Genomic DNA, 25,859 nt, shown 5'->3' with positions numbered 1-25,859 from the left:
TTCAGCGATGGTGACGTTCGCGCAGGCGCAGGAGCGCGCGGAGGAGTGGATCAACGGGGACGTGCCGTCGTACCAGCACCGTGAGGTGCGGGTACGGGAGTTCGACCTCGGGTTCGTGGTGTGGGCCGAGGACCGTGCGGAGGGCCCGCGTTCGGACGGGGGCGCGCAGCGGCTGGTGATCGCCCGGGACAGCGGGGAGGCGACGCTGTGGCCCTCGTTGCCGGTGGGCGAGGTGATCCGCCGGTACGAGGAGGAGTACGGCCGGGAGGACGGGGCCGGGGACGCCGGGGCCGGGGCGGGGGGTGCGGCTGCGTCGCGGGTCGATCTGAACCAGACGTCGTTCCTGCTGACGCCGCCGGAGTGGTTGCAGGACGCGGCGGACAAGTTGGGGACCGACGGGGCCGGTTCGGGTGCCGGGGCCGGTGCGGCTGACGCCGGTGCGGCGGCTGGGGCCGGGGGCTCTGTCGTCCCGGAGGCACGGCCCTGGACCGGGACCGACACCAACGGGGGCGAAGACCTCTCGGTGGCGTTGCCGGAGACGGTGTTCGCGCCTCCGCCGGTGAGTGACGGGGAAGCGTCGTCGGCTTCGGAGATCCCGGAGATCCCGGAGGTGCAGGACGCGTCCGAGGTCCAGGACGCCTCGGAGGTGCGGGACGCGTCCGAGGTCCAGGACGCGTCGGAGGTGCAGGACGCGTCGGACGTCTCGGATGTCTCGGACGTCTCGGACTCCCGGACCGCTCGGATCTCGGGTCCGCGGGGTGCGGCGGTGCCGGGGGCGCCCGGAGCCACGCCGGCGGGCGGACCGCCCGCCGGGGGTGCGTCGTACGGGTATCCGCAGGGGGTTCCGGGCGGGGCGGCTTCCTCGACTTCGCCGGGGGCGCCGTCGTACGGGTACCCGCAAGGGGCCGGTGCGCCGGGTGCGACTCCGCCGGGTGCCATGCCGCCGCCCGCGCCGAGTGCCGGCGACATCGCCGATGTCGCCACCAGCAAGCTGGCGCCTCCCTCGCGGGGGGCGCAGGGCGGGAGTCCGGTTCCGCCGCCTCCGCCGCCCGGGCCTGCGGGGGGCGGGTACGTGCCTACCCAGTTCGTGTCGGCCCCCGGTGCCGACGGGACGGTGGGGGCGGCAGGGCAGCCGGGTTCCGGTGGCGTTCCGACCCCGCCTCCGCCTCCGGCAGCGCCTGCCGTGTCGGTACAGCCCGCCGACGGGCGGGACGCCCCGCGGTTCCCGGGCGCTCCGCAGCCGCCCGGCGTCCCGGGGGCGTCCCGGTTCCCGAACCCGCCGGGCTCGCCGGGTGCTTCGCAGACGTCCGGTGCGCCGAACGCTCCTCAGCCGCCGAATCCGCCGGGGGTGCCGGGTGCGCCGCAGCCTCCCGGTGTTCCAGGGGCCCCGGGTGGCGCCGTGCATCACGCGGAGACCGTGCTGTCCAGGCCCTCCACGGCCGGCCCCAACATGCCTCCGCCGCCCCAGGCCCCGGGCTCTCCGGCCGGCACCGGCCCTGCCGGTCCCGGCTCGACCGGTGGCCCCGGCTCCCCGCCCGGCCCGGGTGCCCCCGGCATGCCCGGCGCCCCCGGTGTGCCCGCAGCCGCTTCGGGCGCTCCCCGGCCGATGCCGCTCGGCGCCATGCCGCCCCCGCCTCCGGGTGCCGTACCGTCCCCCGGTCCGGCGCCCGCGCCGACGATGCCGGGACAGCCGACGCCCGGGCACCCGGTGCCGGGTCAGCCCGTTGCGGGGCCCCCCGCGCCGACCCCGCCGCCCGCCTACGGCTACCCCCAGCAGTCGCAGCCGACCGTCGGTCCCGGCTATCAGGCGGTCCTCAGGTACCGCGCGCAGGACGGGTCGGAGCAGCAGTTGATCCGGCGGTCGGCGCCGGGGACGCCGCACCCGGAGTGGCAGATCTTCCACGAGTTGCGCGGCATGAACGTGCCCCCGGACCAGGTGCTGGAGCTCCACACCGAGTTGGAGTCCTGCGAGCTGCCGGGCGCGTACTGCGCGCGGATGATCCGGGAGCAGTGGCCGCAGGCGCGGATCGCGAGCATCGCCCCGTACGGCACGGATCACGCGAGCCGGCAGCAGGGCATGCAGCAACTGCTGGCGCATCAGGGCGAGTTGCACCAGGTGGCCGACGGACCCGCCCGCCCGGCACCGGTGCGGGCGCCGCTGCCGCCGGTGCAGGCGGCGCCGCCGATCCCGCCGGAGGGTGTGGCGCATGAGCTGGCGGGGGCGTTCGGGCCGGGGATCTTCCGGTTCGAGCAGGCCGCGGTGGACCGCCAGGGCGTGCCGCCGGTCGTCGCGCACTCGCTGGTCGTGGCGGGGCTGCCGGTGGACATGGGCCCGTTCTTCTGGGCGCAGGCCCAACTGGGGCGGCCGGTGCCGACCTTGGCCGAGCTGGCCGCCGAGCGCGGGGTGCAGCCGGCCTCCGACGCGGGCTCGTACCTCGTCATGGGCAGCGACTTCGGCAAGGCGGTCTGCGTGCAGTACGGCACGGCGAACATCGTCGCCGTGCCCGTGGAGGCCGGGCCGGGCGGTGCGCCCGTACCGCCGCAGTTCGTGAACACGGGCCTGCCCGAGTTCCAGCGCTGTCTGGCCCTGCTCGGCCGGATGTGGCGGCTGCGCTTCGGTCTGAACCAGGAGCAGGCGGGCCGCTGGACCGTCGACTTCCAGGCGCAGCTCGCCTCGCTCGACCCGGCGGCGCTGAGCTCGCCGGAGAGCTGGTGGTCGGTGCTGCTGGAGCAGATGTGGGACGGGCTGCTGTGACGCCCCGCCGCCGCTGAGCCACGCGCGCGTGGAGGGCCGGAACCGGTGGTGAGACCGGGTCCGGCCCTCCCTTTTTCGGCCCGTCCCCGCGACCCGTGCGCGGAGTGTCGCGTTATGAACATTTCCGTCCGATACATCAAGATGTGCGCGAAATCATCATTTCGCGTTCGTTTGTGTCGTCGCGGAGAGGGGTTCCAGGATGAGCAGCGCACCGGTGTCGTCCCCGGGGTTCGTGGCCGTACGGGGGCGCGGCTACCGCCCCGACCAGGTCGACGCGTACGCCGGCGCCCTGTCCCGGGACCGGGACGCCGCTTGGGAACGGGCCGCCCGGCTCACCGTGCTCGCCCGGGACATGGAGGCCGAGGCGGTACGGATGCGGGAGGTCGTGGCGGGGCTGGTCCCGCAGGCGTACGAAGCCCTGGGCAAGGGGGCGCAGCGGCTCTTCGAGATGGGGCGGGAGGAGGCCGCCGCCGTCGCGGAGCGGGCGCGGCAGGAGGCGCAGGGTCTCGAGGACGAGGCGCAGGCGCGGGCCGACGGCGTACGGGCTGCCGCACAGGCGCAGGCCGACGCCGTGCGCGCAGAGGCGGACGAACGCGCTCGTCAGCGGCTGCTCGCCGCGCGCGCCGAGGCCGACGAGATCCGTGTCGCCGCCCGCCGCGAGGTGAAGCAGGGGCGTGGGAAGGCGCTCGCCGCCTTGCGCGAAGTGCGTCAGCGCACCAGCGCGATGCTCGCCGAGCAGGCGAGGGAGCACGCGGAGCGGTGGGCCGAGGTGGAGCGGGCCCACGAGGAACGGGCGGCCGAGGTGGACCTGCGGGGCGCCGAACGGGTGGCGCGGGCGAAGGCGGTGCTGGCCGAGGCGAGGCGCGAGTTCGCGCAGGCGAAGGCCGCGGTGGTGCGGTGCGAGGAGGACGCACGCGCGCGTGCGGCGGAGATCCTCGCGGAGGCGCGGGCCGAGGAGGAGCGGATCGTCCGGGAGACCGAACGGGTGCTGCGCGAGCACGCCGAGCGCTGGGACGAGGTCCAGGCCCAGATGGATCTCGTCCGCAGCAGTCTCACGGCGCTCACCGGACAGGGGGCGGCTGAGTGACCACCGCGACCGGCCGCGGTGGTCACTGCTCCTTGAGGACCGGGAAGCGCCGGGGCGCCAGCACCAGCAGCACCCCGAACGCCAGGGCGGCCGCGCAGCCCGCGCCCACATACACGGCGTGCACCGCGTCCGCGATGGCCGCGCGGGTCGTCTCGGGGGCGGTGCCGGCGTCCAGCGCGCGCGTGACGGAGTCGAGGTCGCTCGCGCCGCCCAGGCGGTCGGCCAGCACACCGTTGGCGACCGCGCCGAAGACCGCCGCGCCGATCGTCTGGCCGGTCTGGCGGCAGAACAGGACGGACGCCGTCGCCGTGCCGCGTTCCGCCCAGCCGACCGTCGACTGGACGCCGACGATCAGGGGGAGCTGGAACAGGCCCAGCGCGGCACCCAGGAGCAGCATCAGCAGGGTGGGCTGCCAGGCCGCGCCCGGGTAGGGCAGGAACGGGAAGGCGAACAGGACCACGGCCGCCGATGCGATGCCGAGCATCGCCGTGTTGCGGAAGCCGATGCGCCGGTACACGTGCTGGCTCAGCGCCGCCGACACCGGCCAGCTCAGCGTCCACACGGACAGCACGAATCCGGCGGCGACCGGGGCGAGTCCGAGCACCGACTGGGCGTACGTCGGCAGGAAGACCGTGGGGGCGACCATGAGCAGGCCCAGGGCGCCGAGCGCCAGGTTCACCGCGGCGATCGTGCGGCGGCGCCACACCCAGCCGGGGATGATCGGCTCCGCCGCCCGGCGTTCGATCAGGACCACGGCGGCCACCAGGGCCAGGCCCGTGCCGAACAGGACCAGTGACGGCCCCGACAGCCACGGCCAGGCCACCCCGCCCTGCACCAGCGCCGTCAGCAGCACACCGCCGCACGCGAACACCGCGAGCGCGCCCGCCCAGTCGACACGCGCGCGCGTGGCCGTCGCGACGCGCAGGGAGCGCTGCGGCTCGTGGAGGTACCGGACGACCAGCCACAGCGCCACCGCCCCGATCGGCAGGTTGACCAGGAAGATCCACCGCCAGTCCGCGTAGGCGGCGAGCACCCCGCCGATCCCCGGGCCCGCGACCGCCGCCACCGCCCACACCGTGGACAGCTTGGCCTGGATCTTCGGGCGTTCCTCCAGCGGGTACAGGTCGGCGGCGAGCGTCTGGACCGTGCCCTGCAGGGCGCCGCCGCCCAGGCCCTGCACGATCCGGAACGCGATCAGCGCGCCCATGTTCCACGCCACCGCGCACAGCAGCGAGCCGAGCAGGAACACCACCGAGCCCGCGATCAGCACCGGCTTGCGCCCGAAGGTGTCGGACAGCTTCCCGTAGACCGGCAGCGTCACCGTCACGGCCAGCAGATAGCCGGAGAACAGCCACGAGAAGACCGAGAAGCCGCCCAGGTCGCCGACGATCTGCGGGACCGCGGTGGAGACGATGGTGGAGTCCAGGGCCGCGAGCGCCATCGCCAGCATCAGCGCCGCCACGACCGCCCCGCGCCGGTCCGTCGAGACCTGCCGCGCGGACTCCCGGGTCGACGGCTTCGTGTCGTCCACGCGGATTCCTTTCCCCCTGCATCCATCTGCCGGCGACCACTCTCCCACTTGCCCCTCACGTGGCGGCAGGGTGCAGTCTCGCCGGGGCGGAGGGTGGAGCCGACCCCTAGATCGCCTCCACCTGTCGGTGGAGTGCCCCTAGGGGTACCTCCGTACTACGGCTGGGGGAGGGTTCGTACCGCCGGAGGACGAGAAGGCCCCGGGGCCGTCCTTAACCTGGCTTTACGCCGCTGGGGAGCGGTGGGGGAGGGGCGGCCGGATCGACGGGGGTGGGGTTTTCCCCCGTAGAAGAGGGTGCTGAGCACCAGCGCGCCGGACCGACCCGCGGCACCAGACTGAACGCCGTACCGAACAAGCCACCAGCACTTACCGAACGCCGGGCGGTCCCGGCGGCTCACTGACTTACCGATATAGGAGACATACCGTGACATCGGCTGTAACCATCACCAGGCACGGGGGCACTGGAGGGCGTACGGCCGTTGCCGCGCGGGCGCGGCAGGTCGTCAAGGCGTACGGGTCCGGCGAGACCCGTGTCGTCGCCCTCGACCATGTGGACGTGGACATCGCTCGCGGACAGTTCACCGCGATCATGGGCCCCTCCGGGTCCGGCAAGTCCACCCTCATGCACTGCCTCGCCGGTCTCGACACCGTGACGAGCGGTCAGATCTTCCTGGACGACACCGAGATCACCGGGCTGAAGGACAAGAAGCTCACCCAACTGCGGCGGGACCGCGTCGGGTTCATCTTCCAGGCCTTCAACCTGCTTCCGACGCTCAACGCGCTCGAGAACATCACGCTGCCCATGGACATCGCCGGGCGTAAGCCGGACAAGCAGTGGCTCGCGCGCGTGGTGGACACGGTCGGCCTCTCGGACCGGCTCCGGCACCGGCCCACCCAGCTCTCCGGCGGACAGCAGCAGCGCGTCGCCGTGGCCCGCGCCCTGGCCGCCCGCCCCGAGATCATCTTCGGTGACGAGCCGACCGGAAACCTCGACTCGCGCGCGGGCGCCGAGGTGCTGGGCTTCCTGCGCAGGTCGGTCGACGAGCTCGGCCAGACCATCGTGATGGTCACGCACGACCCGGTGGCCGCCTCCTACGCGGACCGCGTGCTGTACCTCGCCGACGGCCGGATCGTCGACGAGATGCACAAGCCGACCGCGGAGGCCGTCCTGGACCGCATGAAGGACTTCGACGCCCGGGGGCGCACGTCATGACCGTCATGAAGACCTCCATGCGCAACTTCTTCGCGCACAAGGGACGCATGGCCCTGTCGGCCGTGGCGGTCCTGCTGTCGGTCGCCTTCGTCTGCGGGACGCTGGTGTTCACCGACACGATGAACACCACCTTCGACAAGCTCTTCGCGGCCACCTCCTCGGACGTGACGGTGAGCGCCAAGGGCGCCTCCGACAGCGGCGAGACGACCTCCGGCAACGGCAAGCCGCCGGTCATGCCGGCCTCCGTACTGACCAAGGTGCGCGAGGCACAGGGCGTGAAGACGGCGGAGGGGACCGTCTTCTCGACCTCGGTGACCGTCGTGGACGCCGACAAGGACAGCCTCTCGCCGTCCGGCGGCGGCCCGACCATCGTCGGCAGCTGGAACGGCAACGACGCCCGCACCATGAAGATCACCTCCGGTGCGGCCCCGAAGAACTCCGACCAGGTCATGGTCGACAAGGACACCGTCGACAAGCACCACCTGAAGCTCGGTGACGAGATCGGCGTCATCAGCGCGGTCGGCACGCACAAGGCGAAGATCTCCGGCGTCGCCGAGTTCGAGGTCACCAACCCCGGTGCCGCGATCTTCTACCTCGACACGAAGACCGCCCAGCAGGCGCTCGTCGGCGAGTCGAACGTCTTCACGAACGTCAATGTCACGGCCGCGGCCGGGGTCACGGACACGCAGCTCAAGAAGAACGTCGCCGCCGAGCTCGGCGGCACCTACAAGGTGCAGACGGCCAAGGAGACCGCCGACGCCAACCAGCAGGACGTCGAGGGCTTCATGAACGTCATGAAGTACGCGATGCTCGGCTTCGCCGGGATCGCCTTCCTCGTCGGCATCTTCCTGATCATCAACACCTTCTCCATGCTGGTCGCGCAGCGCACCCGGGAGATCGGCCTCATGCGGGCGATCGGGTCCTCGCGCAAGCAGGTCAACCGGTCCGTGCTGGCCGAGGCGCTCCTGCTGGGCGTGTTCGGTTCGGTGCTCGGGGTCGGCGCGGGCGTCGGCCTCGCGATCGGGCTGATGAAGCTCATGGGCTCCATGGGCATGAACCTCTCCACCAGTGACCTCACCATCGCCTGGACCACCCCGGTCGTCGGCCTGCTCCTCGGTGTGGTCGTCACCGTCCTGGCCGCCTGGCTGCCGGCCCGCCGCGCGGGCAAGGTCTCCCCGATGGCCGCCCTGCGGGACGCCGGCGCCCCCGCCGACGCCAAGGCGGGCCGCGTACGGGCCCTGGTGGGCACGCTCCTGACCGCCGGCGGCGCCTACGCGCTCTACCTCGCCGCCGAGGCGGACAAGGCCAAGGAGGGCTCCTCGTGGCTCGGCCTCGGCGTGGTGCTCTCCCTGATCGGCTTCGTCGTGATCGGCCCGCTCCTCGCCGGTGTCGTGGTGCGCGTCCTGGGCGCCGTCGTCCTCAGGGTGTTCGGTCCCGTCGGCCGCATGGCCGAGCGCAACGCCCTGCGCAACCCGCGCCGCACCGGAGCCACGGGCGCCGCCCTGATGATCGGCCTCGCGCTGGTCGCCTGCCTGTCGGTCGTCGGCTCCTCCATGGTCGCCTCGGCCACGGACCAGCTCGACAAGACGGTCGGCACGGACTTCATCATCCAGTCCGACAGCGGGCAGCTCGTCACCCCGGCGGCCGTGAAGGCCGTCAAGGACACGCCGGGACTCGCGCGGGTCACCGAGTACAAGATCGCGGAGGCCGACTACACGACCCCCGACGGCAAGACCCTCAAGGACACCGACATCACGGCGGCCGACCCGACGTACGCGACCGACCTGCAGACCAAGACGGTCGCCGGAAAGCTCGCCGACGCGTACAAGCCCGACTCGATGTCCGTGCACGACAAGTTCGCCAAGGCGCACGGCATCCGCCTCGGGTCGAAGATCAAGGTCGCCTTCAAGGACGGCGCCACGGCAGACCTGACCGTGCGGGCCATCACGAGCAGCGACGGCCTGATCGACGCGGGCTCGAAGTACATCTCCACCGCCACGCTCGCCAAGTACGTGCCGGCCGACAAGATGCCCCTGGACGAGCTCGTCTTCGCCTCGGCCAAGGAAGGCCAGACGGACGCGGCGTACAAGTCCCTGAAGGCGGCGCTGCACGACTACCCGCAGTACACCGTGCGCGACCAGACCGACTACAAGGAAGCCCTCAAGGACCAGATCGGCCAGCTCCTGAACATGATCTACGGCCTGCTGGCCCTCGCGATCATCGTCGCGATCCTCGGTGTCGTGAACACCCTGGCGCTCTCGGTGGTCGAGCGGACCCGGGAGATCGGCCTCATGCGGGCGATCGGCCTCTCGCGGCGCCAGCTGCGCCGGATGATCCGCATGGAGTCGGTGGTGATCGCGCTCTTCGGCGCACTGCTCGGCCTCGGCCTGGGCATGGGCTGGGGTGCCACCGCCCAGAAGCTCCTCGCCCTGGAGGGCCTGAAGGTCCTGGAGATCCCCTGGCCGACGATCATCGCGGTCTTCATCGGCTCGGCCTTCGTGGGCCTGTTCGCCGCCCTGATCCCGGCGTTCCGGGCGGGCCGGATGAACGTCCTGAACGCGATCGCCACCGAGTAGCCCTCCTGGGGACGGGGGCGGGCCCGGCACCGAGAAGCCACGGGGGGTTTCTCGGCGCCGGGCCCTTTCGCTTGGGGGCGGCCGTTCCGGGAGGGCGGGGGCGCGGGACGGGGCCCTGGGTGCGGAGTGAGGCGGCTCGGGGTGGCCCTGGGTACGGGGTGAGGCGGCTCGGGGTGGGGGCCTGTCCGCAGGGGGCGGGGGTTCGTCGCCGTCCACAGGGCACCCGAGGTGCGGCGGGGTTGTCCACAGGCTCCGGCGGTCGGGCCGACGCCGTCGTAGGCTGGAGACCCCCCGGCCCTTCGTTGTGTCGGGCCCTTCGCGTTGCCCACCCCCCAGAACCCCCCCGGACGAAAGCCGCCCCGAATGAGCCTGCACGGTCTGCTCGACGCCGTCGTCAAGGACCCCGCCCTCGCGGAAGCGATCACGGCGGCCCAGGACGGCAACCGCATGCACGTCGACCTGGTCGGCCCCCCGGCGGCCCGCCCCTTCGCGATCGCCGCGCTCGCGCGTGAGGCCGGCCGTCCGGTGCTCGCGGTGACGGCCACGGGCCGCGAGGCCGAGGACCTGGCCGCCGCCCTGCGTTCCCTGCTCCCCTCCGAGGGGATCGTGGAGTACCCGTCCTGGGAGACCCTCCCGCACGAGCGCCTCAGCCCCCGCTCCGACACCGTCGGCCGCCGGCTGGCCGTCCTGCGGCGCCTGGCCCACCCGCGCCCCGACGACCCCGAGACCGGCCCCGTCTCCGTGGTCGTCGCGCCCGTCCGGTCCGTGCTCCAGCCGCAGGTCAAGGGCCTCGGCGACCTGGAACCGGTGGCCCTGCGCACCGGTCAGACCGCCGACCTGAACCAGATCGTGGAAGCCCTCGCCGCCGCCGCGTACGCACGCGTGGAGCTCGTCGAGAAGCGCGGCGAGTTCGCCGTACGAGGAGGCATCCTCGACGTCTTCCCGCCCACCGAGGAACACCCCCTGCGCATCGAGTTCTGGGGCGACGACGTCGAGGAGATCCGCTACTTCAAGGTCGCCGACCAGCGCTCCCTGGAGGTCGCCGAACACGGCCTGTGGGCTCCGCCCTGCCGCGAACTGCTCCTGACGGACGAGGTCCGCGCACGCGCGCGTGCCCTCGCCGAGGAGCACCCGGAGCTCGGCGAACTGCTTGGCAGGATCGCGGAGGGGATCGCCGTGGAGGGCATGGAGTCGCTGGCCCCCGTCCTCGTCGACGACATGGAGCTCCTGGTCGACGTCCTGCCCAAGGGCGCCATGGCCGTCGTGTGCGACCCGGAGCGGGTGCGCACGCGCGCCTCCGACCTCGTGGCCACCTCGCAGGAGTTCCTCCAGGCGTCCTGGGCGGCCACCGCGGGCGGCGGCGAGGCACCCATCGACGTCGGCGCGGCCTCCCTGTGGTCGATCGCCGACGTCCGCGACCGCGCGCGCGAACTGGACATGATGTGGTGGTCGGTGTCGCCGTTCGTGGCGGACCTCGAACTGGAGGCGGACACCCTCAAGCTCGGCATGCACGCGCCCGAGACCTACCGCGGCGACACCGCCAAGGCGCTCGCCGACACCAAGGGCTGGCTCGCCGACGGCTGGCGCGCGGTCTTCGTGACCGAGGCGCACGGCCCCGCGGCCCGTACCGTCGAGGTGCTCGGCGGCGAGGGCATCGCGGCCCGCCTCGACGCCGAACTCACCTCCCTGAGCCCGTCCGTCGTCCACGTGGCGTGCGGCTCCATCGAGTACGGCTTCGTCGACCCGGCGCTCAGACTCGCCGTCCTCACCGAGACCGACCTGACCGGGCAGAAGGCGGCCGGCAAGGACGGCGCCCGGATGCCGGCGCGGCGGCGCAAGACGATCGACCCGCTCACCCTGGAGGCGGGCGACTACATCGTCCACGAACAGCACGGCGTGGGCCGCTACATCGAGATGGTCCAGCGGACCGTGCAGGGCGCCACACGCGAGTACCTCGTCGTCGAGTACGCCCCCGCCAAGCGCGGCCAGCCCGGCGACCGGCTCTACATCCCCACCGACCAGCTGGAGCAGATCACCAAGTACGTCGGCGGCGAGGCGCCCACGCTGCACCGGCTCGGCGGCGCCGACTGGACGAAGACCAAGGCGCGCGCGAAGAAGGCCGTCAAGGAGATCGCGGCCGACCTGATCAAGCTGTACAGCGCGCGGATGGCGGCCCCCGGGCACACCTTCGGCCCGGACACCCCGTGGCAGCGCGAGCTGGAGGACGCCTTCCCGTACGCGGAGACGCCCGACCAGCTCACCACCATCGCCGAGGTCAAGGAGGACATGGAGAAGTCGGTCCCGATGGACCGCCTGATCTGCGGCGACGTCGGCTACGGCAAGACGGAGATCGCGGTCCGGGCCGCCTTCAAGGCCGTCCAGGACGGCAAGCAGGTGGCCGTCCTCGTCCCGACGACCCTGCTGGTGCAGCAGCACTTCGGGACGTTCAGCGAGCGGTACTCCCAGTTCCCCGTGGTCGTGAAGGCGCTCAGCCGCTTCCAGACCGACACCGAGGCGAAGGCCGTCCTGGAGGGCCTGCGGGAGGGCTCGGTGGACGTCGTCATCGGCACCCACCGGCTGTTCTCCTCGGAGACCAAGTTCAAGGACCTCGGCCTGGTCATCGTCGACGAGGAGCAGCGCTTCGGCGTCGAGCACAAGGAGCAGCTCAAGAAGCTCCGCGCCAACGTCGACGTCCTGACCATGTCCGCCACCCCCATCCCGCGCACCCTGGAGATGGCGGTCACCGGCATCCGCGAGATGTCGACGATCACCACGCCTCCGGAGGAGCGCCACCCGGTGCTCACCTTCGTCGGGCCGTACGAGGAGAAGCAGATCGGCGCCGCCATCCGCCGTGAGCTGCTGCGTGAGGGCCAGGTCTTCTACATCCACAACCGGGTCGAGTCGATCGACCGGGCGGCTTCCCGGCTGCGCGAGATCGTCCCCGAGGCACGTATCGCGACCGCGCACGGCCAGATGTCGGAGCAGGCCCTGGAGCAGGTCGTCGTCGACTTCTGGGAGAAGAAGTTCGACGTGCTGGTGTCGACCACGATCGTCGAGTCGGGCATCGACATCTCCAACGCGAACACCCTGATCGTGGAGCGCGGCGACAACTTCGGCCTGTCCCAGCTCCACCAGCTCCGCGGCCGGGTGGGCCGGGGCCGCGAGCGCGGTTACGCCTACTTCCTGTACCCGCCGGAGAAGCCGCTGACCGAGACCGCGCACGAACGCCTCGCGACGATCGCCCAGCACACCGAGATGGGCGCGGGCATGTACGTCGCGATGAAGGACCTGGAGATCCGCGGCGCGGGCAACCTCCTCGGCGGCGAGCAGTCCGGGCACATCGCGGGCGTCGGCTTCGACCTGTACGTCCGCATGGTCGGCGAGGCCGTCGCGGACTACCGGGCCTCGCTCGAGGGCGGTGTGGAGGAGGAGCCGCCGCTGGAGGTCAAGATCGAGCTCCCGGTCGACGCGCACGTCCCGCACGACTACGCCCCGGGCGAGCGGCTGCGCCTGCAGGCCTACCGCGCGATCGCCTCGGTGAACACCGAGGAGGACATCAAGGCCGTCCGCGAGGAACTCGTCGACCGCTACGGCAAGTTGCCCGAGCCGGTGGAGAACCTGCTGCTGGTGGCGGGCCTTCGGATGCTCGCCCGGGCGTGCGGTGTCGGCGAGATCGTCCTCCAGGGGACCAACATCCGCTTCGCGCCTGTGGAGTTGCGGGAGTCGCAGGAACTGCGGGTCAAGCGGCTCTACCCGGGCACCGTCATCAAGCCGGCGGCCCACCAGGTGCTGGTGCCGCGGCCGAAGACGGCGAAGGTGGGGGGAAAGCCGTTGGTCGGGCGGGAGTTGCTCGGATGGGTGGGGGAGTTCCTCACCTCGATTCTGGGGTCTTGACGGGGGCGGACGGGGACGGGGACGGCGGCTCGGGAGGGGGGCCGGTGGTGCCGCTGGGGAGGGTGGGACGCGGGAAGTCGCGGGAGCAGGTGGCGCGGGACGCGGGAAGCGGGGAGGTCGCGGGCGCCGTGCTCTGGGCTCGTCGGCGTCGCGTTGCGCAGGCTCAGGTGGCCCGGCGGGGGGTGTGAGGCGGCGGTGCCCTGAGGGAGGGAGTCCCACGGGGGTGCTGTGGGCTGCATGGTGCCCTCGGGCCGATGTCGCCCGACTTCGGGAGGCTTCCGTGCGGGGGGCCTCGGGCGCGTCCCCCGCTCATGGCGGCCGTCCCCCGCCCATGGCGGCGGTGACCCGCTCATGGCGAGCGGCCGTGAGTTCAGTGTGTGCGGAACAGCGTCGTCGCCAGTGTCCGGAAGACCTCCTCGGGGTCCTTGTCGCCGACCGGGCCGTCCAGGTTGTGGCTGAGGAGCAGCGTGGCGAAGCCGTGGGCGAGGGACCAGGCGGCGACCCCCGCGAGGCGGCTGTCGATGCCGAAGTCGTCGGCGCGCACGGCTGAGACCGAGGAGCGCAGGGCCTCGGTGGCCAGGGCGCGGGCCGTGGTGAGTTCGAGGTCGTCGGCGCGCAGCAGGCCGGGCGCGAACATGACCTGGAAGTGGGCCGGGTGCTCGCGGGCGAAGCGCACGTAGCGCACGCCCGCGTCCTTGAGGTCCGAGGCGTCGTTGACGGCGGTCGCGAGCAGCGCGAAGCCTTCGGCGGCGATCGCCGTGAGCAGTCCGGTGCGGTCCCGGAAGTGGTGGGCCGGTGCCGCGTGCGAGACCCCGGCACGCCGGGCCAGATCGCGCAGGCTCAGCCCGGCGGGGCCGTCGGCGGCGATGACGTCGAGGGCCGCCGTGAGGATCGCGCGGCGCAGATCGCCGTGGTGGTAGGGGCGGTTCGGCTGGTCGGTCTCCACAGGTGCCATGGTCAGAGCGTACGCCGGATCTAGGCATTGACAAGTTCGGGGCGGCGGGGCAATCTAGTCAGTGTCAAGTTGCGATGCGGGGTCCGAGGGCCGCGCTGACGACGGGGGATGTCATGTCGAAGCACGACGGCAGGACCGAGACGGAGGCCGGTGCCGGCGAGGCGGGTGACGCCGTGGAGCTGACCCGGGTGCGCCAGCTCTGGCATCTGCTGGAACCACTGCACGCGGTTCTTTACTACGCGCCGGAGGTCTTCGAGGAGGCCGCCGCGCTCGGGTACGACACGAAGGAGCGCTGGCCTAGCTACTTCCCCTTGCGGGCGGCGCCGTTGGGGCCGGTGGGCACCGAGCGCGTGGCATCGGCCTTCTACAGCTTCAGCCCCCGCATGGTGGCCGAGCACATCGACTCCGCGTGGGCGATCGCAGAGCCCGGCGCGGTGCTGGCGGCGAGGCTGCGGGGCATCGACCGGGCCTACCGCGCCATATTCGGCGACCGTGTCGACAGTCCGCAGCTCGCGGAGGCCGCCGCTCTCGTCCGGCGCGCGGCGGAGGCGGTGGACACGGCGGGCCGCCCGCTGGCCGCGGCCAACGCCGAGCTGCTGTGGCCCGAGGCCCCGCACCTCCAGCTGTGGCAGGCGGCGACGATCCTGCGTGAGCACCGAGGCGACGGCCACATCGCGGCCCTGCTCGTGGCCGGACTCGACCCGGTCGAGTCGCTCGTGTCCTTCGCCGCGATAGGCGCCGCATCCGTGGAGCGCTTCGAGAGCCGGGGCTGGAGTGCCGGGGAATGGCGGTCGGCTCACGAGCGTCTGACGGCCCGTGGACTGGTCGACGCACAAGGCACGGCCACGGACGCCGGCCGCGACCTGCGTCACCGAGTGGAGCACCAGACCGACCAACTCGCCGCCGGACCCTGGCAATTGCTGGGCACCGCCGAGGTGGCCCGACTTGCGGACCTGCTCGGTGACTTCTGGGTCGCGGTGCTCTCCTCCGGGCTGCTTCCGTCGGAGACGACCCTGGGCATCGGCAAGGTCTGACGGTGACAGCCAGAACGGGCGCTCGGGCACTCCCGTTCAGCGAACGGCACCGGCAGAGCAGAAGACGTCGTAGTCCCTGATGCCGTGGGCCGGGGGCGGTCGCACCAGAGGTGCACCGCGACTCTCTCCGTCAGCCTCTACGTGGCCCTCGTCTCGACGCGAAGCCGCCCGCGCGAGACGGATCTGCGCGGACGGCCGGGTCCGGTGTCCTCCGTGGGTCTTCAGTCCTTCTTGGGTCCTACAGCTGCTCGGGCCTGTCGCGATCCATGCCGAGCGACCCCTCGATCTTCCTCTGGGCGTCGTCGACTTGGCCTTCGTACTTGTTGCCCGTTCTGTCGTTGACCTTCCGTTCCGCCACGTCGGACATGTCCTTGCCCTTGTCCTGCATCTGGCGGTTGCTCTTGAACCTGTCGAAGATGCCCATCCAGAGCTCCTTCCGGAGGTGACTCAGCAATGACGATACGGCCGGTATGTCTGCAATGCCCACTCGAAAGCATGGTGGTCTGGACCTCCTGAACGCCGCGGTGCGCCCGCTCGCTACGGTGTGCGCGACGTCGTACGAGGGAAGGCGCTCCTTGCGGGGGCGGACCGGGTTGCAAGGGGAGGGGCGCACGTGATGCGTCTGAGGGGCGGGGCCGCGGCCGCCGTCGTGCTGGTGTTCGCCGTGGCCGGGTGCAAGGCGGAGACGACCACAGGGGCCGGCGGACCCGAGGAGACCGGGGGAGCGGTCGGTTCGGGTGCCGCGCTCAGTGCCGCCGAGTCCCTGACCGTGAAGGGGCGGGCGCCCAAGACGGGTTACGAGCGGGACAGGTTCGGCACCGCCTGGGCGGACACCGACTCGAACGAGTGCGACACCCGCGACGACATCCTCAAACGCGACCTGGAGGACGTGAAGTTCACCGGCGGGCACTGCAAGGTGTCGTACGGCGTGCTGGAGTCGGACCCGTACTCCGGCAAGGAGGTGACGTACCGGCGAGGCCGCAGTCAGGTCGACATCGACCATGTGGTCGCGCTCTCCGACGCCTGGCAGAAGGGGGCCAAGTACTGGGACGCCAGCAAACGGATAGCTCTCGCCAACGACCCCCTCAACCTGCTCGCGGTCGACGCGAGCACCAACCGTTCCAAGGGGGACGGGGACACGGCGACCTGGCTGCCGCCGAACAAGGCGTACCGGTGCACTTATGTGGCCGCCCAGGTCGCCGTGAAGAAGAAGTACGGCCTGTGGGTCACGGCCGCCGAGAAGTCCGCGATGAAGAAGGTCCTCACGGGCTGCCCCGGCCAGAAGCTCCCGGTCGGCGGTAATCCGACGGCGGCGCCGCCCCGCTTCCACGCGGACTGAGGGCCGTGACGTTCGCCCCGAGCGGTCGTGGGCTCCCGCGGGGCGGTCGGGAAATGCGCTTTTCCGGCGGGCCGGCCCGCGCCTACGGTGACCGCATGGAGTGGAAGACGTCAAGTCTCGCCGAGCGTCCCGAGATGCGGGAGCGCGTCCTCGGCATGGCCAGCAGCTGGCCGGAGTTCGTGACCGAGGATCTGGTGGGCAACGCCCACTACGGACGGATCTCCGCCGAGTTCCCCGAGTACGTGCTGTTCGCCGAGGACGAGCGGGGTGAGGTCGTCGCGCACGCCCACAGCGTGCCCTTCGCCCTCCACACCGAGGACCGCGGTGAACTGCCCGCCCGGGGCTGGGACGAGGTGCTGACGTGGGCCTTCAGCGACCTGAGGCGCGGTGTACGGACCGACACGGTGAGCGCGATCTCGGTCGTCGTCGATCCGCGCGTCCAGGGCCGCGGCCTGTCCGCCCTGATGCTCTCGGCGATGCGGGACGGCGCCCGCGCCCACGGCTTCAGCGAGGTCGTCGCCCCCGTCCGCCCCAGCGCCAAGCATCTGGAACCGCACACCCCGATCGAGGAGTACGCCCGTCGCGTGCGCCCCGACGGTCTGCCGCACGATCCCTGGCTGCGCGTGCACGCGCGGGCCGGGGCCGAGGTGCACGCCGTGGCGCCGGCCTCCATGACGGTGTCCGGTTCGCTGGAGCAGTGGCGCCGCTGGACCGGACTGCCCTTCGACACGGCCGGCGACATCGAGGTGCCCGGAGCGCTGGTGCCGGTCAGGTGTGAGCCGGAGCGCGGGTACGCGGTGTACGTCGAGCCCAACGTGTGGATGCGGCACGCCCTTTGAGCGTGCCGCATCCCTGTGTCCCGCGTCATCGGTCCGCGTCATCGGTCCCGCGTCACACGTCACGCGGCATGCGCGCCGGGTGATGCGTGCCGCGTCATGCGTGTCGTGACCGGAAGCCGACGTCCCGGGCCGTGTCGCTTGCGGTGGGTCAGCCGCCCAGGGCGTCCAGGTCCAGGATCTCGCCGGTGGGCTTCTGCGTGGGGACAGGTGCGTCGAAGTCGCTGAAGGTGACGGACCCCTGGTCCGCCCCGGCCGTGCTGTCGACCCGCAGCAGGTACGGCTTGCCCTCGGTGGCGACGTACAAGGTGTAGCGGTCCTTGCCGTCCTTCTCGTGCAGGACGATCGCCGGTGTCCCGTCGACGGTGGCCGTCTTGCCGCGGCTCGCGTCGGAGTTGGTGTCCGTGGCGCCTTCCAGCGCCGCGCCCAGGTCGCAGAAGCCCTCGAACTCCTTGGCGTCCGCGCCCGTCGCCTTGGACTTGGTCCACTTGCCGGCCAGCATGTCCACGGCCGCGTCGGTGTCCGCCTTCGGCTCGCCCTTGCTCTGCTCGCGCAGGAACGCCTCGTCGAACTTCATGTAGACGATGTCACCGGTCTTGATCAGTTCGGCCTTGCCCTCGCCGCCCATGCCGATCGTGCCGGCGCACTCGCCCTTCTTGTTCAGCAGGACGTCGAGGCTGATGGTGGCGCCGCTCTCGTCGTCGGGGATGTCGCCCTTCATCCGCAGCGAGGAGGCGCCGGTCGTGGCCTTGGCGGCACGGTCGGCTATCTCGCCCCCGCTCAGCCCGGCGAAGGGGTCCTTCTGAGCAGCCGACTTGCCCGGCGCGGCGGACGCGTTCGTGCTGCTGTCCACCTTGTCCTGGTCCGACTGGCAGCCGGTGAGTCCTGCGGTGGCCGCGGCGGCGATGCAGAGAGCGGCAAGTGCGGTACGACGCATGGTGATTCCTTGATGGGGATGCGGTGAGGTGATGAGGTGCGGGGCGCTGCGCATGGGGGCGCCCCGGTGGTGAGCGGAGGAGACCGAAGGGGGACGGGCTGGTTCAGCCGGTCTTCGTCCAGTCCTTGCAGCCGGTCGTCTTGAAGTAGGCGTCCGAGGCGCTGACCTCGACGACGGCCGTGCCGTTGACGTTGTCGTTCGCGAGCACGGAGTCGATGCCGTGCTCGGCGTCCTTGGCGCGCTCCCAGTAGCAGGAGTCGTCGGTGTTGCCGGTGGACCTGTAGGTGCCCGGGGCGATGTCGGCGCCGACTCCGAACATTCCGCCGTCGCCGGCCATCCGGGAGGCGGGGGAGCCCTTCGCCCGGTCGGCGACGGCCTCCCAGTCGTTGCAGTCGCTCGACGTGAAGAGCTTGTCGGTGGTCTTGACGGTGACGTAGCTGGTGCCGGTGACGTCGTCGTTGGCCAGCAGCGAGTCCATCTCGCCCGAGGCGTCCTTGACCCGCTCCCAGTAGCACATGCCGTCGCTGTTGCCGGTGGTGCGGTAGGTGCCGGGCTTGACGTCCGAACCGACCTGGAAGTCGCCGTCCCCCGGGAACGCGGCCTTCTTCTCGGCGGCCGCGGCCCTGTGGGCGCCCTTGCCACCCGCCTCGCCCTGCTCGCCCCCGGCCTCGCGCTGCGCGGAGGCCGAGGAACCCTCGGCGCTGCCCCCGGAGGTGCCGCCGTCCCCGTTCTGCCCGGCGTTCGCCGAGGCGACTCCGATGACGACGACTCCGGCCACGGCGCCCAGCGAGATCCTGCCCTTCATGCCCATGGCTGTGTCCCCCTCCGACCCGGCGACCACCGCCAGTCGGCAGTCGCTCGTTTCGCTGGGTCAATAAGAGCAGAGCTTGTGAACCGAGTCAACACGGTTCACGAGAGGGCTCGTGTACACGGCGTGAATGGGTAGATCTTGCGTGCGTCGGTATGCTCGGCGTCACATGCGGGGCGCTGGGCCGGTGGGGGTCGCCGGGCCGGCGCACGACGAGGGGAGCGGGCGGGTGCAGGACAACGCGACTGAGGTGACCGCCGCCGGTATCGCACGGCTGGCCGGGGTGGGCCGCGCGGCCGTCAGCAACTGGCGGCGCAGGCACGCGGACTTCCCGAGGCCCGTCGGCGGCACCGAGACCAGCCCCTCCTTCGCGCTCGCCGAGGTCGAGTCATGGCTGCGCAAGCAGGGCAAACTCGCTGAGGTCCCGCTGCGTGAACGCGTCTGGCAGCAGCTCTCCGGCCATCCCGACGGCCCCGTCACCGCCCTCACCCACGCGGGCTGCGCCCTGCTGCTGATCCACGACCGCCCGCCGGTCTGGCTGGAGGTGAGCGCCGGTTCCGACGAGCGCCTGGCGGACATGCTGCCGGGGGCGCTGCGGGAGGTGTTCGCACCGCGCTTCGGAGCGGAGGCGGCCACGAGCACCCGAGCGGCGACTCCGGCCGACGACACCGGGAGTGCCCCGACGGCTGTGAACACCCCGGGGTCGGTTCACACCCCGGCCCCCGACGCGCGCACTGCGGTGAGCCCCCAGGACGCGGGCCCGGTGATGTCCCACCCCGCCCTCCACACCCCCACCGCCCCCGAACTCCTCCCCTCGGCCCCCCTCCTCCGCGGCGTCGCCGAGCTGGCGGCCGAGCTGGGAGCCCGGCAGACCTTCGAGTTCCTGCTCGGCCGGCACCTCGACGCCAACCCGCGCCAGTACACGCTCACCCCCGCCGAACTGGCCGGTCTCATGGCCGACCTCGCCGGTCCCGCCCGTACCGTCCTCGACCCGGCCTGCGGCACCGGCGCCCTCCTGCGGGCCGCCGCCACCCGCCCCGACCAGAGGCTCTACGCACAGGACAGCGCCCCCGAACTCGCCGCGCTCACCACGCTCCGGCTCGCCCTGCACACCTGGTCCACCGTGCGCGGCGCCACCGGCGACACCCTCCGCGCCGACGCCCACCCGCACGTGCACGCCGACGCCGTCCTGTGCCACCCCCCGTTCAACGAGCGCAACTGGGGCCATGACGAGCTCGCCTACGACCCCCGCTGGGAGTACGGCTTCCCGGCCCGCACCGAGTCCGAGCTCGCCTGGGTCCAGCACGCGCTCGCCCGTCTCAAGGACGGCGGTGCCGGCGTCCTGCTCATGCCGCCCGCGGCGGCGTCCCGCCGCTCCGGCCGCCGCATCCGCGCCGACCTGCTGCGCCGCGGTGCCCTGCGCGCCGTGATCGCCCTGCCGGTCGGGGCGGCCCCGCCGTACAACATCCCGCTGCACCTGTGGGTGCTGCGCCGCCCGGAAAGGGCGCCCGCGCAGCCGGAGGTGCTCCTGGTCGACGTGGGGCAGTTCGCCGGGGAGGGGCGCGGCGGGCCGGACTGGCGGGCCGTGCGCGAAGCCGTCCTCGACGCCTGGCAGTCCTTCGGGCGACCCGGCCGCTTCACCGAACGGCCGGGCCTGGCCCGCGCGCTGCCCGTCATCGAACTCCTCGACGACGACGTGGACCTCGCCCCCGCCCGCCACCTGCCGCCCCCCACGGCGGCCGACGGCGCCGAACAGCTCACGGCCGTGCGTGAACTGCTGGGGGAGACCCTGCGCCTGACGGCAGACCTCACCCCGCGGCGCGCCGACACCGCGCACCCCGCGCGGTGGCCGCTCACCACCATCGGCGAACTCGCGCGCGGGGGCGCCCTGATGCTGCGCACCGGGGGAAACGGCGGCCACGCACGCGTGCCCGTGCTCACCGACCACGACGTCCTCTCCGGGACCGACCCCTCCGGAACGCTCCCCGAGAGCGACGAGGAGGCCGTGCTGACCGAACCGGGCGACGTCGTCGTACCGGTCCTCGGCGGGGGCTCGGTGGCACGCGTGATCGACACGGCGGCCACGGGAGCCGCCCTGGGACGCAACCTCGTGCTGCTGCGCCCCGATCCGGCGGCGCTCGACCCCTGGTTCCTCGCCGGCTTCCTGCGCGGCACCGCCAACAACCGCCAGGCCAGCAGCTACGCCTCCACCGCGACCCGCCTGGACGTGCGCAGACTCCAGTTGCCCCGGCTCCCGCTCGACGAGCAACGACGCTACGGCGAACGCTTCCGCGCGCTCGACGAGTTCGAGCGGGCGCTCCGGCACGCGGGCCGGCTCGGGGAGCGGCTCGTGCGCGGGATGTACGACGGACTCACCGACGGAACGGTCGCGCCGGACTGATCGGCTCGACAACGGTTCGGTACAACCCGTGACCTGTTGTCGGTATCGGCCTATACGCTCGAACCCCACATCGAATCCCGGTTCAGGAGCGTTATGTACGGCCACGGCGCGGTGCCGCCCGCCCGCAGCTCGGGCACCGTCATCACCCTGCGCGTGCTGCTCGCCGCCGCCGGCTTCCTCACGTGCGGCCTGCTCGCCTGCGCTCCGCTGTTCCGGGTCGCCTTCCTGCGCGGACGGACGGTCGACTGGGTGCTGGCCTGGGCGAGCCTTCCGCTGTCCATCGCCTGCTTCGCGGTGGTCGGCGCGCTGCCGGAGAGCGACCCCAGTACCGACGTCGCCATGGGCCTGGTCATGCTCCTCGGCCTCTTCAGCAGCGTGTACTTCCTGGTGATGGACATCCGGGTGCACCAGCAGCGGCGTTTCACCGGCTACCCGCCGCCCCAGGGCCCGACCGTCCACACCGGCTACGGCTACCCGCAGCAGACCGCGTCGCCGACGCCGCCGTACGCCTCCACGATCCTGCCGCAGCCCCCGCTCCATCCCCAGCCCCACCCTCAGCCGTCCACTCCTCCGGTCCCCGCCCCCGGTGCCGTACCGCCCCCGCCGCAGCGCCCCGCGCCCGCCCGTATCGAGCAGGTGCGCGCCGAACTCGACGAACTCAGCGACTACCTGCGCAAGCACGACGGCGGCAACACCGAGAGCGGCAGGTGACCGTGACGACAGGACGCGTCGTCGCCGCCCGCTACGAACTGTCCACGCTCATCGGCCAGGGCGGCATGGGCCAGGTGTGGACGGCCTACGACCGGCGCCTCGACCGGCGCGTGGCGGTGAAGCTGCTGCGCCCCGACAAGGTGGCCGGACAGGAGGCCGACGAACTGCGCCGCCGGTTCGTGCGCGAGTGCCGGGTGACCGCGCAGGTCGACCACCCCGGGCTCGTCACCGTGCACGACGCGGGCAGCGAGGGCGAGGAGTTGTTCCTCGTCATGCAGTACGTCGACGGCGCGGACCTCTCCGACCACCTCGCCGAGCACGACCCGTACCCCTGGCAGTGGGCGGTCGCCGTCGCCGCGCAACTGTGCGCCGTGCTCAGCGCCGTGCACGCCGTGCCGATCGTCCACCGCGACCTCAAGCCGCGCAACGTCATGGTGAAGCAGGACGGCACGGTCACCGTCCTGGACCTGGGCGTGGCCTCGGTCATGGACACCGACACCACCCGCCTCACCCACACCGGTTCACCGATCGGCTCGCCCGCCTACATGGCACCCGAGCAGGCCATGGGAGGCGCGGTCGGCCCGTACACCGACCTGTACGCACTCGGTGTGCTCCTGCACGAACTGCTCAGCGGGGACGTCCCGTTCGCCGGCTCCACGGCACTGGGCGTACTGCACCGGCACCTGTACGAGCCCCCGTTGCCCGTGCGCCGCACCCGCCCCGAAGTCCCCGAGGCCCTGGAGACCCTCGTCCTGCGGCTCCTCGCCAAGGACCCGCAGCACCGCCCGGCCTCCGCACAGGACGTCTACGAGGACCTCGCGCTGCTCCTGCCCGCGCGCGGGATGCCCACCGGAGCACCCCTCGACCCCACCCGCCCCTTCCTGCGCCCGCACGCCCCCTGGCCGGACCGCGCCCGCACCCCCGCGCCCCAGCCCGCCCCCGTCACACCGGCCCCCGAGAAGACCGGGAAACCGGACGTCGCGCGCGCGGTCGACGAGGTCAAGCGGCTCCTCGGCGAAGGCCGTATCACCCAGGCCGTCGACATCCTCGGCGCCATCCTGCCCGCGGCGGCCGAACAGCACGGCGCGAACTCCCCGGTGGTGCGCACCCTGCGCAAGCAGTACGCCGCCACCCTCATGGACGACGGCCAGTACCGGCGCGCCCTGCCCGAGCTGCGCCGCCTGGCCGACGAACGCGCGACCGAGGCCGGCCACGCCGACCCGCAGTCCCTGCGCTTCCGCTACGACGCCGCCCAATGCCTCGAACAACTCGGCGAACCCGCGGCTGCACTGGCCGAGTACCGCTCCCTGCTGCCGTACTACGAGAACCAGTACGTGGCCGGCGACCCCCAGCTCGCCCACGACGTCCGCCGTCGTATCGGCCACCTCCTGCTCGCCCTCGGCGACCGCGCCGCCGCCCACGAGACCCTCGTCCGGCTCCTGCACGACGTGGAACGACTCCAGGGACCCGCCCACCCGCTCGCGACGGAGATCCGCCGCACCCTCCAGTGGCTGGGCCAGGTCCGCGGATAGACCCACCGGCTGACCCCGGCACACGCGCGTGCGGGCGGTGGGAGCGCGGCGGTGCCGGAAGTCCTGGTGAATCGTTGGTCGAATGGGTTGGCCAGAGCCTGTCCCCTGCCTAACATCGATCACCGCAAGACCTTGTGCGCCCGCCCGTCACCCGACCACCGCCCCGCAACGAGCCGCTGCGCGGCGCACCTGTCTTCACCATCTCCTCGGGAGGCCTCCTTGCACCGCCGTCGTCGCACCGCGCTCGTCCTCTCCGCCGCGCTCGCCGCCGCGGCACCCCTGCTCACCGCCTGCGGAAACGACGCGCACCCCGGCGCGGCGGCCGTGGTCGGCGGGCAGCGGATCACCGTCTCCCAACTGGAGAACCGGGTGACCGAGGTGCGTGACGCGCAGCGGGCCGCCGTCACGGACGAGACGCAGTACAAGCAGGCCATCGCCAAGACCGGCACCCTCACCCGTGACGTCCTGCACGGCATGGTCCTCGACCGGGTGCTGCACCGGGCGGCCGCCGACGCGGGCGTGACCGTGACCCGCAAGGAGGTCCAGGAGCTGCGGTCCGGCCTGGAGGAGCAGGCGGGCGGCGCCAAGGGCCTGGAGACCGCCTGGCTCCAGCAGTACGGCATCGCACCCGAACGCCTCGACGAGAACCTCCGCCTCCAGCTCGAGGCCCAGAAACTCGCCGGGAAGCTCGGCACCGACACCAGCGACCCCGCCTTCTGGAACGCTCTGAGCAAGGCGTCCAAGCAGCTCCACGTCGACCTCAACCCGCGCTACGGCACCTGGGACGTCGCGAAGAGCACCCGCGTCGACGCGAAGACCCCGTGGGTACGCGAGGTCACGGCGGCAGGCTCCAAGCAGAGCGCGTAGCGGGCCCGGCGCGGGCTCGGCGGGCTTGGCCGCATCCGGCAGGCTCAACGGGCCTGGCGGCCTTGCAGCCGGCAGAGCCCCTGGCAGGAACGCGGGGCGATCGGCGGGACGATCCACAGCGTGGGTGGATGATCGTACGATCACCCCGCCGCCCCCTGCCTGTGGACAACCCTGATCGCGCCGTCGGCACCGTGCGTTAGCTTCGAACCGTGAACGCAACCGGCTTCGAGCCCGCCCCCGACCAGGACCCCGCCACGGCGTCCGACCCCGGCCGCATCGTCCTGCTCACCACCAGCCACCGCGTCGCTCCCGGCCTGCTGTCCTGGCCCGCCTGGCAGGCGCTGCACGCGGCCGACCGTGTCCTGTGCGCGGACGGCGCCCATCCCCAGCTCCCGTACCTGCGGGAAGCCGGCATAGAGGTCGACGAGACGTCCCCCACCGCGGAGGAGGTGGTCGGAGCCTGCGCGGGCGGGCACACCGTGGTCGTCGTCGCCACGGGCGAGGGCGAGCCGGCCCTCACCGACGGCTTGGCCCGCCTCGCCGGATCCGGCCGCCTGCGGATGCCCGAGCTGGAACTGCTCCCCGCCTCCTACGACCTGCCCGGCGCCCGGCTCCTCGATCTCGTCCAGGTCATGGACCGCATCCGCGACGAATGCCCCTGGTCCTCCCAGCAGACCCACAAGGGCCTCGCGAAGTACGGCATCGAGGAGGCGTACGAACTCGTCGAGGCCATCGAGGAGGGCGACCGCGACGAACTGCGGGAGGAACTCGGTGACGTCCTGCTCCAGGTCGTCTTCCACGCCCGGATCGCCGAGGAGGACCCGGACGCCCCCTTCTCCGTCGACGACGTCGCCGGCGGCATCGTCGCCAAGCTCATCCACCGCCACCCCCACGTCTTCGGCGACGAGACAGCCGACACCCCTGAAGAGGTCAAGGCCCACTGGCTGCGCACCAAGGCGATGGAGAAACAGCGCACCTCGGTGACCGACGGCATCCCCCTCGGCCAGCCCGGCCTGGCCCTCGCGGCCAAACTGGCGTCCCGCGTGCGCACGGCGGGCCTGGACGTCCCCCTCCCGAAGGCCGAGGGCATCGGCTACGAACTCCTCGCCCTGGCCACCCGCGCCGAGGCGGAGGGCGTCGACCCCGAGGCGGCCCTGAGAGCAGCGGCCCGGGCGTATAGGGATGCGGTCCGCCGGGTGGAGAGCGGAGGCTGAGCATCAACGACGGCCGCGGCCGCGGGCGAGCGGATGGCACGAAAACATGGCGGCGACACCGCTCCCGCCGGAGCGAGCCGCCCCCAACACACAGGGGCAGCCCCATCCAGACGCGGCCGGGGCCGGACCCACACCAGGGTCCGCGCCCGAGCAGCCCGCCCGGCCCCCA

The 25,859-nt window shown here is 72.5% G+C and carries 18 protein-coding genes; 13 read left to right on the top strand and 5 right to left on the bottom strand.

From position 1 onward, the window contains the following. Nucleotides 1–7: 7 nt before the first annotated feature. On the top strand, nt 8–2,755 hold the full coding sequence (locus tag ACIQJT_RS36320; RefSeq protein WP_402649984.1) for an SUKH-4 family immunity protein: 2,748 nt from the start codon (nt 8–10) through the stop codon (nt 2,753–2,755). A 199-nt stretch (nt 2,756–2,954) separates the two neighbouring features. Continuing rightward, nucleotides 2,955–3,842 (top strand): cellulose-binding protein, encoded by an 888-nt coding sequence (locus tag ACIQJT_RS36315; protein WP_402649983.1) that lies wholly within the window; start codon nt 2,955–2,957, stop codon nt 3,840–3,842. Nucleotides 3,843–3,864: 22 nt separating this feature from the next. Here ACIQJT_RS36315 and ACIQJT_RS36310 read toward each other — a convergent pair whose 3' ends face one another. Continuing rightward, nucleotides 3,865–5,373: an MFS transporter gene (locus ACIQJT_RS36310; protein WP_402649982.1), complete on the bottom strand. Its 1,509-nt coding sequence runs from the start codon at nt 5,371–5,373 to the stop codon at nt 3,865–3,867. Nucleotides 5,374–5,797: 424 nt separating this feature from the next. Between ACIQJT_RS36310 and ACIQJT_RS36305 the strand changes: the two genes are divergently transcribed. The 3 genes from ACIQJT_RS36305 to mfd all read left to right on the top strand — a co-directional run bounded on the left by ACIQJT_RS36305 (nt 5,798) and on the right by mfd (nt 13,056). Continuing rightward, a complete protein-coding gene (locus ACIQJT_RS36305) occupies nt 5,798–6,586 on the top strand; it encodes an ABC transporter ATP-binding protein (protein ID WP_365451848.1) in 789 nt (262 codons plus the stop codon). Continuing rightward, complete coding sequence (locus ACIQJT_RS36300) at nt 6,583–9,162, top strand: ABC transporter permease (RefSeq protein ID WP_402649981.1); 2,580 nt, start codon at nt 6,583–6,585, stop codon at nt 9,160–9,162. The genes ACIQJT_RS36305 and ACIQJT_RS36300 overlap by 4 nt, the downstream gene beginning before the upstream one ends. 363 nt (nt 9,163–9,525) lie before the next feature. Further along, nucleotides 9,526–13,056 (top strand): transcription-repair coupling factor, encoded by a 3,531-nt coding sequence (gene mfd, locus ACIQJT_RS36295; protein ID WP_402649980.1) that lies wholly within the window; start codon nt 9,526–9,528, stop codon nt 13,054–13,056. A gap of 370 nt (nt 13,057–13,426) precedes the next feature. Here mfd and ACIQJT_RS36290 read toward each other — a convergent pair whose 3' ends face one another. Continuing rightward, the gene (locus tag ACIQJT_RS36290; RefSeq protein WP_365451842.1) at nt 13,427–14,011 is read right to left on the bottom strand and encodes a TetR/AcrR family transcriptional regulator; all 585 of its coding nucleotides are present in this window, start codon (nt 14,009–14,011) and stop codon (nt 13,427–13,429) included. Between the two features lie 113 nt (nt 14,012–14,124). On the opposite strand from ACIQJT_RS36290, the gene ACIQJT_RS36285 reads away from it, so the two are divergent. Then, nucleotides 14,125–15,045: a hypothetical protein gene (locus ACIQJT_RS36285; protein WP_402649979.1), complete on the top strand. Its 921-nt coding sequence runs from the start codon at nt 14,125–14,127 to the stop codon at nt 15,043–15,045. A 238-nt stretch (nt 15,046–15,283) separates the two neighbouring features. Here ACIQJT_RS36285 and ACIQJT_RS36280 read toward each other — a convergent pair whose 3' ends face one another. Then, the gene (locus tag ACIQJT_RS36280) at nt 15,284–15,469 is read right to left on the bottom strand and encodes an Rv0909 family putative TA system antitoxin (protein WP_365451839.1); all 186 of its coding nucleotides are present in this window, start codon (nt 15,467–15,469) and stop codon (nt 15,284–15,286) included. A gap of 192 nt (nt 15,470–15,661) precedes the next feature. Here ACIQJT_RS36280 and ACIQJT_RS36275 point away from each other — a divergent pair, with 192 nt between their 5' ends. Both ACIQJT_RS36275 and ACIQJT_RS36270 read left to right on the top strand, forming a co-directional pair. Further along, on the top strand, nt 15,662–16,384 hold the full coding sequence (locus tag ACIQJT_RS36275) for an HNH endonuclease family protein (RefSeq protein ID WP_365452550.1): 723 nt from the start codon (nt 15,662–15,664) through the stop codon (nt 16,382–16,384). 95 nt (nt 16,385–16,479) lie between these two features. Next, on the top strand, nt 16,480–17,223 hold the full coding sequence (locus ACIQJT_RS36270; protein ID WP_402649978.1) for an N-acetyltransferase: 744 nt from the start codon (nt 16,480–16,482) through the stop codon (nt 17,221–17,223). A 148-nt stretch (nt 17,224–17,371) separates the two neighbouring features. Here ACIQJT_RS36270 and ACIQJT_RS36265 read toward each other — a convergent pair whose 3' ends face one another. After that, nucleotides 17,372–18,157 carry a hypothetical protein gene (locus ACIQJT_RS36265; protein ID WP_402649977.1) on the bottom strand — a complete coding sequence of 262 codons (786 nt, stop codon included), beginning with the start codon at nt 18,155–18,157 and terminating at the stop codon, nt 17,372–17,374. 103 nt (nt 18,158–18,260) lie between these two features. After that, nucleotides 18,261–18,968 (bottom strand): hypothetical protein, encoded by a 708-nt coding sequence (locus ACIQJT_RS36260; RefSeq protein ID WP_402649976.1) that lies wholly within the window; start codon nt 18,966–18,968, stop codon nt 18,261–18,263. A gap of 226 nt (nt 18,969–19,194) precedes the next feature. Here ACIQJT_RS36260 and ACIQJT_RS36255 point away from each other — a divergent pair, with 226 nt between their 5' ends. The 5 genes from ACIQJT_RS36255 (at nt 19,195) to ACIQJT_RS36235 (ending at nt 25,690) form a co-directional block, all read left to right on the top strand. Beyond that, on the top strand, nt 19,195–21,366 hold the full coding sequence (locus ACIQJT_RS36255) for an N-6 DNA methylase (protein WP_402649975.1): 2,172 nt from the start codon (nt 19,195–19,197) through the stop codon (nt 21,364–21,366). Nucleotides 21,367–21,459: 93 nt separating this feature from the next. Then, complete coding sequence (locus tag ACIQJT_RS36250) at nt 21,460–22,077, top strand: hypothetical protein (protein ID WP_365451829.1); 618 nt, start codon at nt 21,460–21,462, stop codon at nt 22,075–22,077. Between the two features lie 38 nt (nt 22,078–22,115). Then, nucleotides 22,116–23,609, top strand: a complete 1,494-nt coding sequence (locus ACIQJT_RS36245) for a serine/threonine-protein kinase (RefSeq protein WP_365452548.1) — start codon at nt 22,116–22,118, stop codon at nt 23,607–23,609. A 219-nt stretch (nt 23,610–23,828) separates the two neighbouring features. Then, the gene (locus ACIQJT_RS36240; protein ID WP_365451827.1) at nt 23,829–24,476 is read left to right on the top strand and encodes a SurA N-terminal domain-containing protein; all 648 of its coding nucleotides are present in this window, start codon (nt 23,829–23,831) and stop codon (nt 24,474–24,476) included. 209 nt (nt 24,477–24,685) lie between these two features. Next, the gene (locus tag ACIQJT_RS36235) at nt 24,686–25,690 is read left to right on the top strand and encodes a nucleoside triphosphate pyrophosphohydrolase (protein WP_402649974.1); all 1,005 of its coding nucleotides are present in this window, start codon (nt 24,686–24,688) and stop codon (nt 25,688–25,690) included. The last annotated feature ends 169 nt before the right edge of the window (nt 25,691–25,859 follow it).

Source organism: Streptomyces sp. NPDC091972 (assembly GCF_044756385.1).
Lineage (GTDB): Bacteria > Actinomycetota > Actinomycetes > Streptomycetales > Streptomycetaceae > Streptomyces.
Note: the sequence above shows the minus strand (reverse complement) of the source record. Positions and strands in the feature narration are given on the sequence as shown.

What these genes read in the sequence shown, in the direction of transcription:
- ACIQJT_RS36285 (WP_402649979.1), top strand. Translation starts at nt 14,125, where the DNA reads ATGTCGAAGCACGACGGCAGGACCGAGACGGAGGCCGGTGCCGGCGAG.
- ACIQJT_RS36250 (WP_365451829.1), top strand. Translation starts at nt 21,460, where the DNA reads ATGTACGGCCACGGCGCGGTGCCGCCCGCCCGCAGCTCGGGCACCGTC.
- ACIQJT_RS36270 (WP_402649978.1), top strand. Translation starts at nt 16,480, where the DNA reads ATGGAGTGGAAGACGTCAAGTCTCGCCGAGCGTCCCGAGATGCGGGAG.
- mfd (WP_402649980.1), top strand. Translation starts at nt 9,526, where the DNA reads ATGAGCCTGCACGGTCTGCTCGACGCCGTCGTCAAGGACCCCGCCCTC.
- ACIQJT_RS36320 (WP_402649984.1), top strand. Translation starts at nt 8, where the DNA reads ATGGTGACGTTCGCGCAGGCGCAGGAGCGCGCGGAGGAGTGGATCAAC.
- ACIQJT_RS36265 (WP_402649977.1), bottom strand. Translation starts at nt 18,157, where the DNA reads ATGCGTCGTACCGCACTTGCCGCTCTCTGCATCGCCGCCGCGGCCACC.
- ACIQJT_RS36275 (WP_365452550.1), top strand. Translation starts at nt 15,662, where the DNA reads ATGCGTCTGAGGGGCGGGGCCGCGGCCGCCGTCGTGCTGGTGTTCGCC.
- ACIQJT_RS36260 (WP_402649976.1), bottom strand. Translation starts at nt 18,968, where the DNA reads ATGGGCATGAAGGGCAGGATCTCGCTGGGCGCCGTGGCCGGAGTCGTC.
- ACIQJT_RS36315 (WP_402649983.1), top strand. Translation starts at nt 2,955, where the DNA reads ATGAGCAGCGCACCGGTGTCGTCCCCGGGGTTCGTGGCCGTACGGGGG.
- ACIQJT_RS36280 (WP_365451839.1), bottom strand. Translation starts at nt 15,469, where the DNA reads ATGGGCATCTTCGACAGGTTCAAGAGCAACCGCCAGATGCAGGACAAG.
- ACIQJT_RS36290 (WP_365451842.1), bottom strand. Translation starts at nt 14,011, where the DNA reads ATGGCACCTGTGGAGACCGACCAGCCGAACCGCCCCTACCACCACGGC.
- ACIQJT_RS36300 (WP_402649981.1), top strand. Translation starts at nt 6,583, where the DNA reads ATGACCGTCATGAAGACCTCCATGCGCAACTTCTTCGCGCACAAGGGA.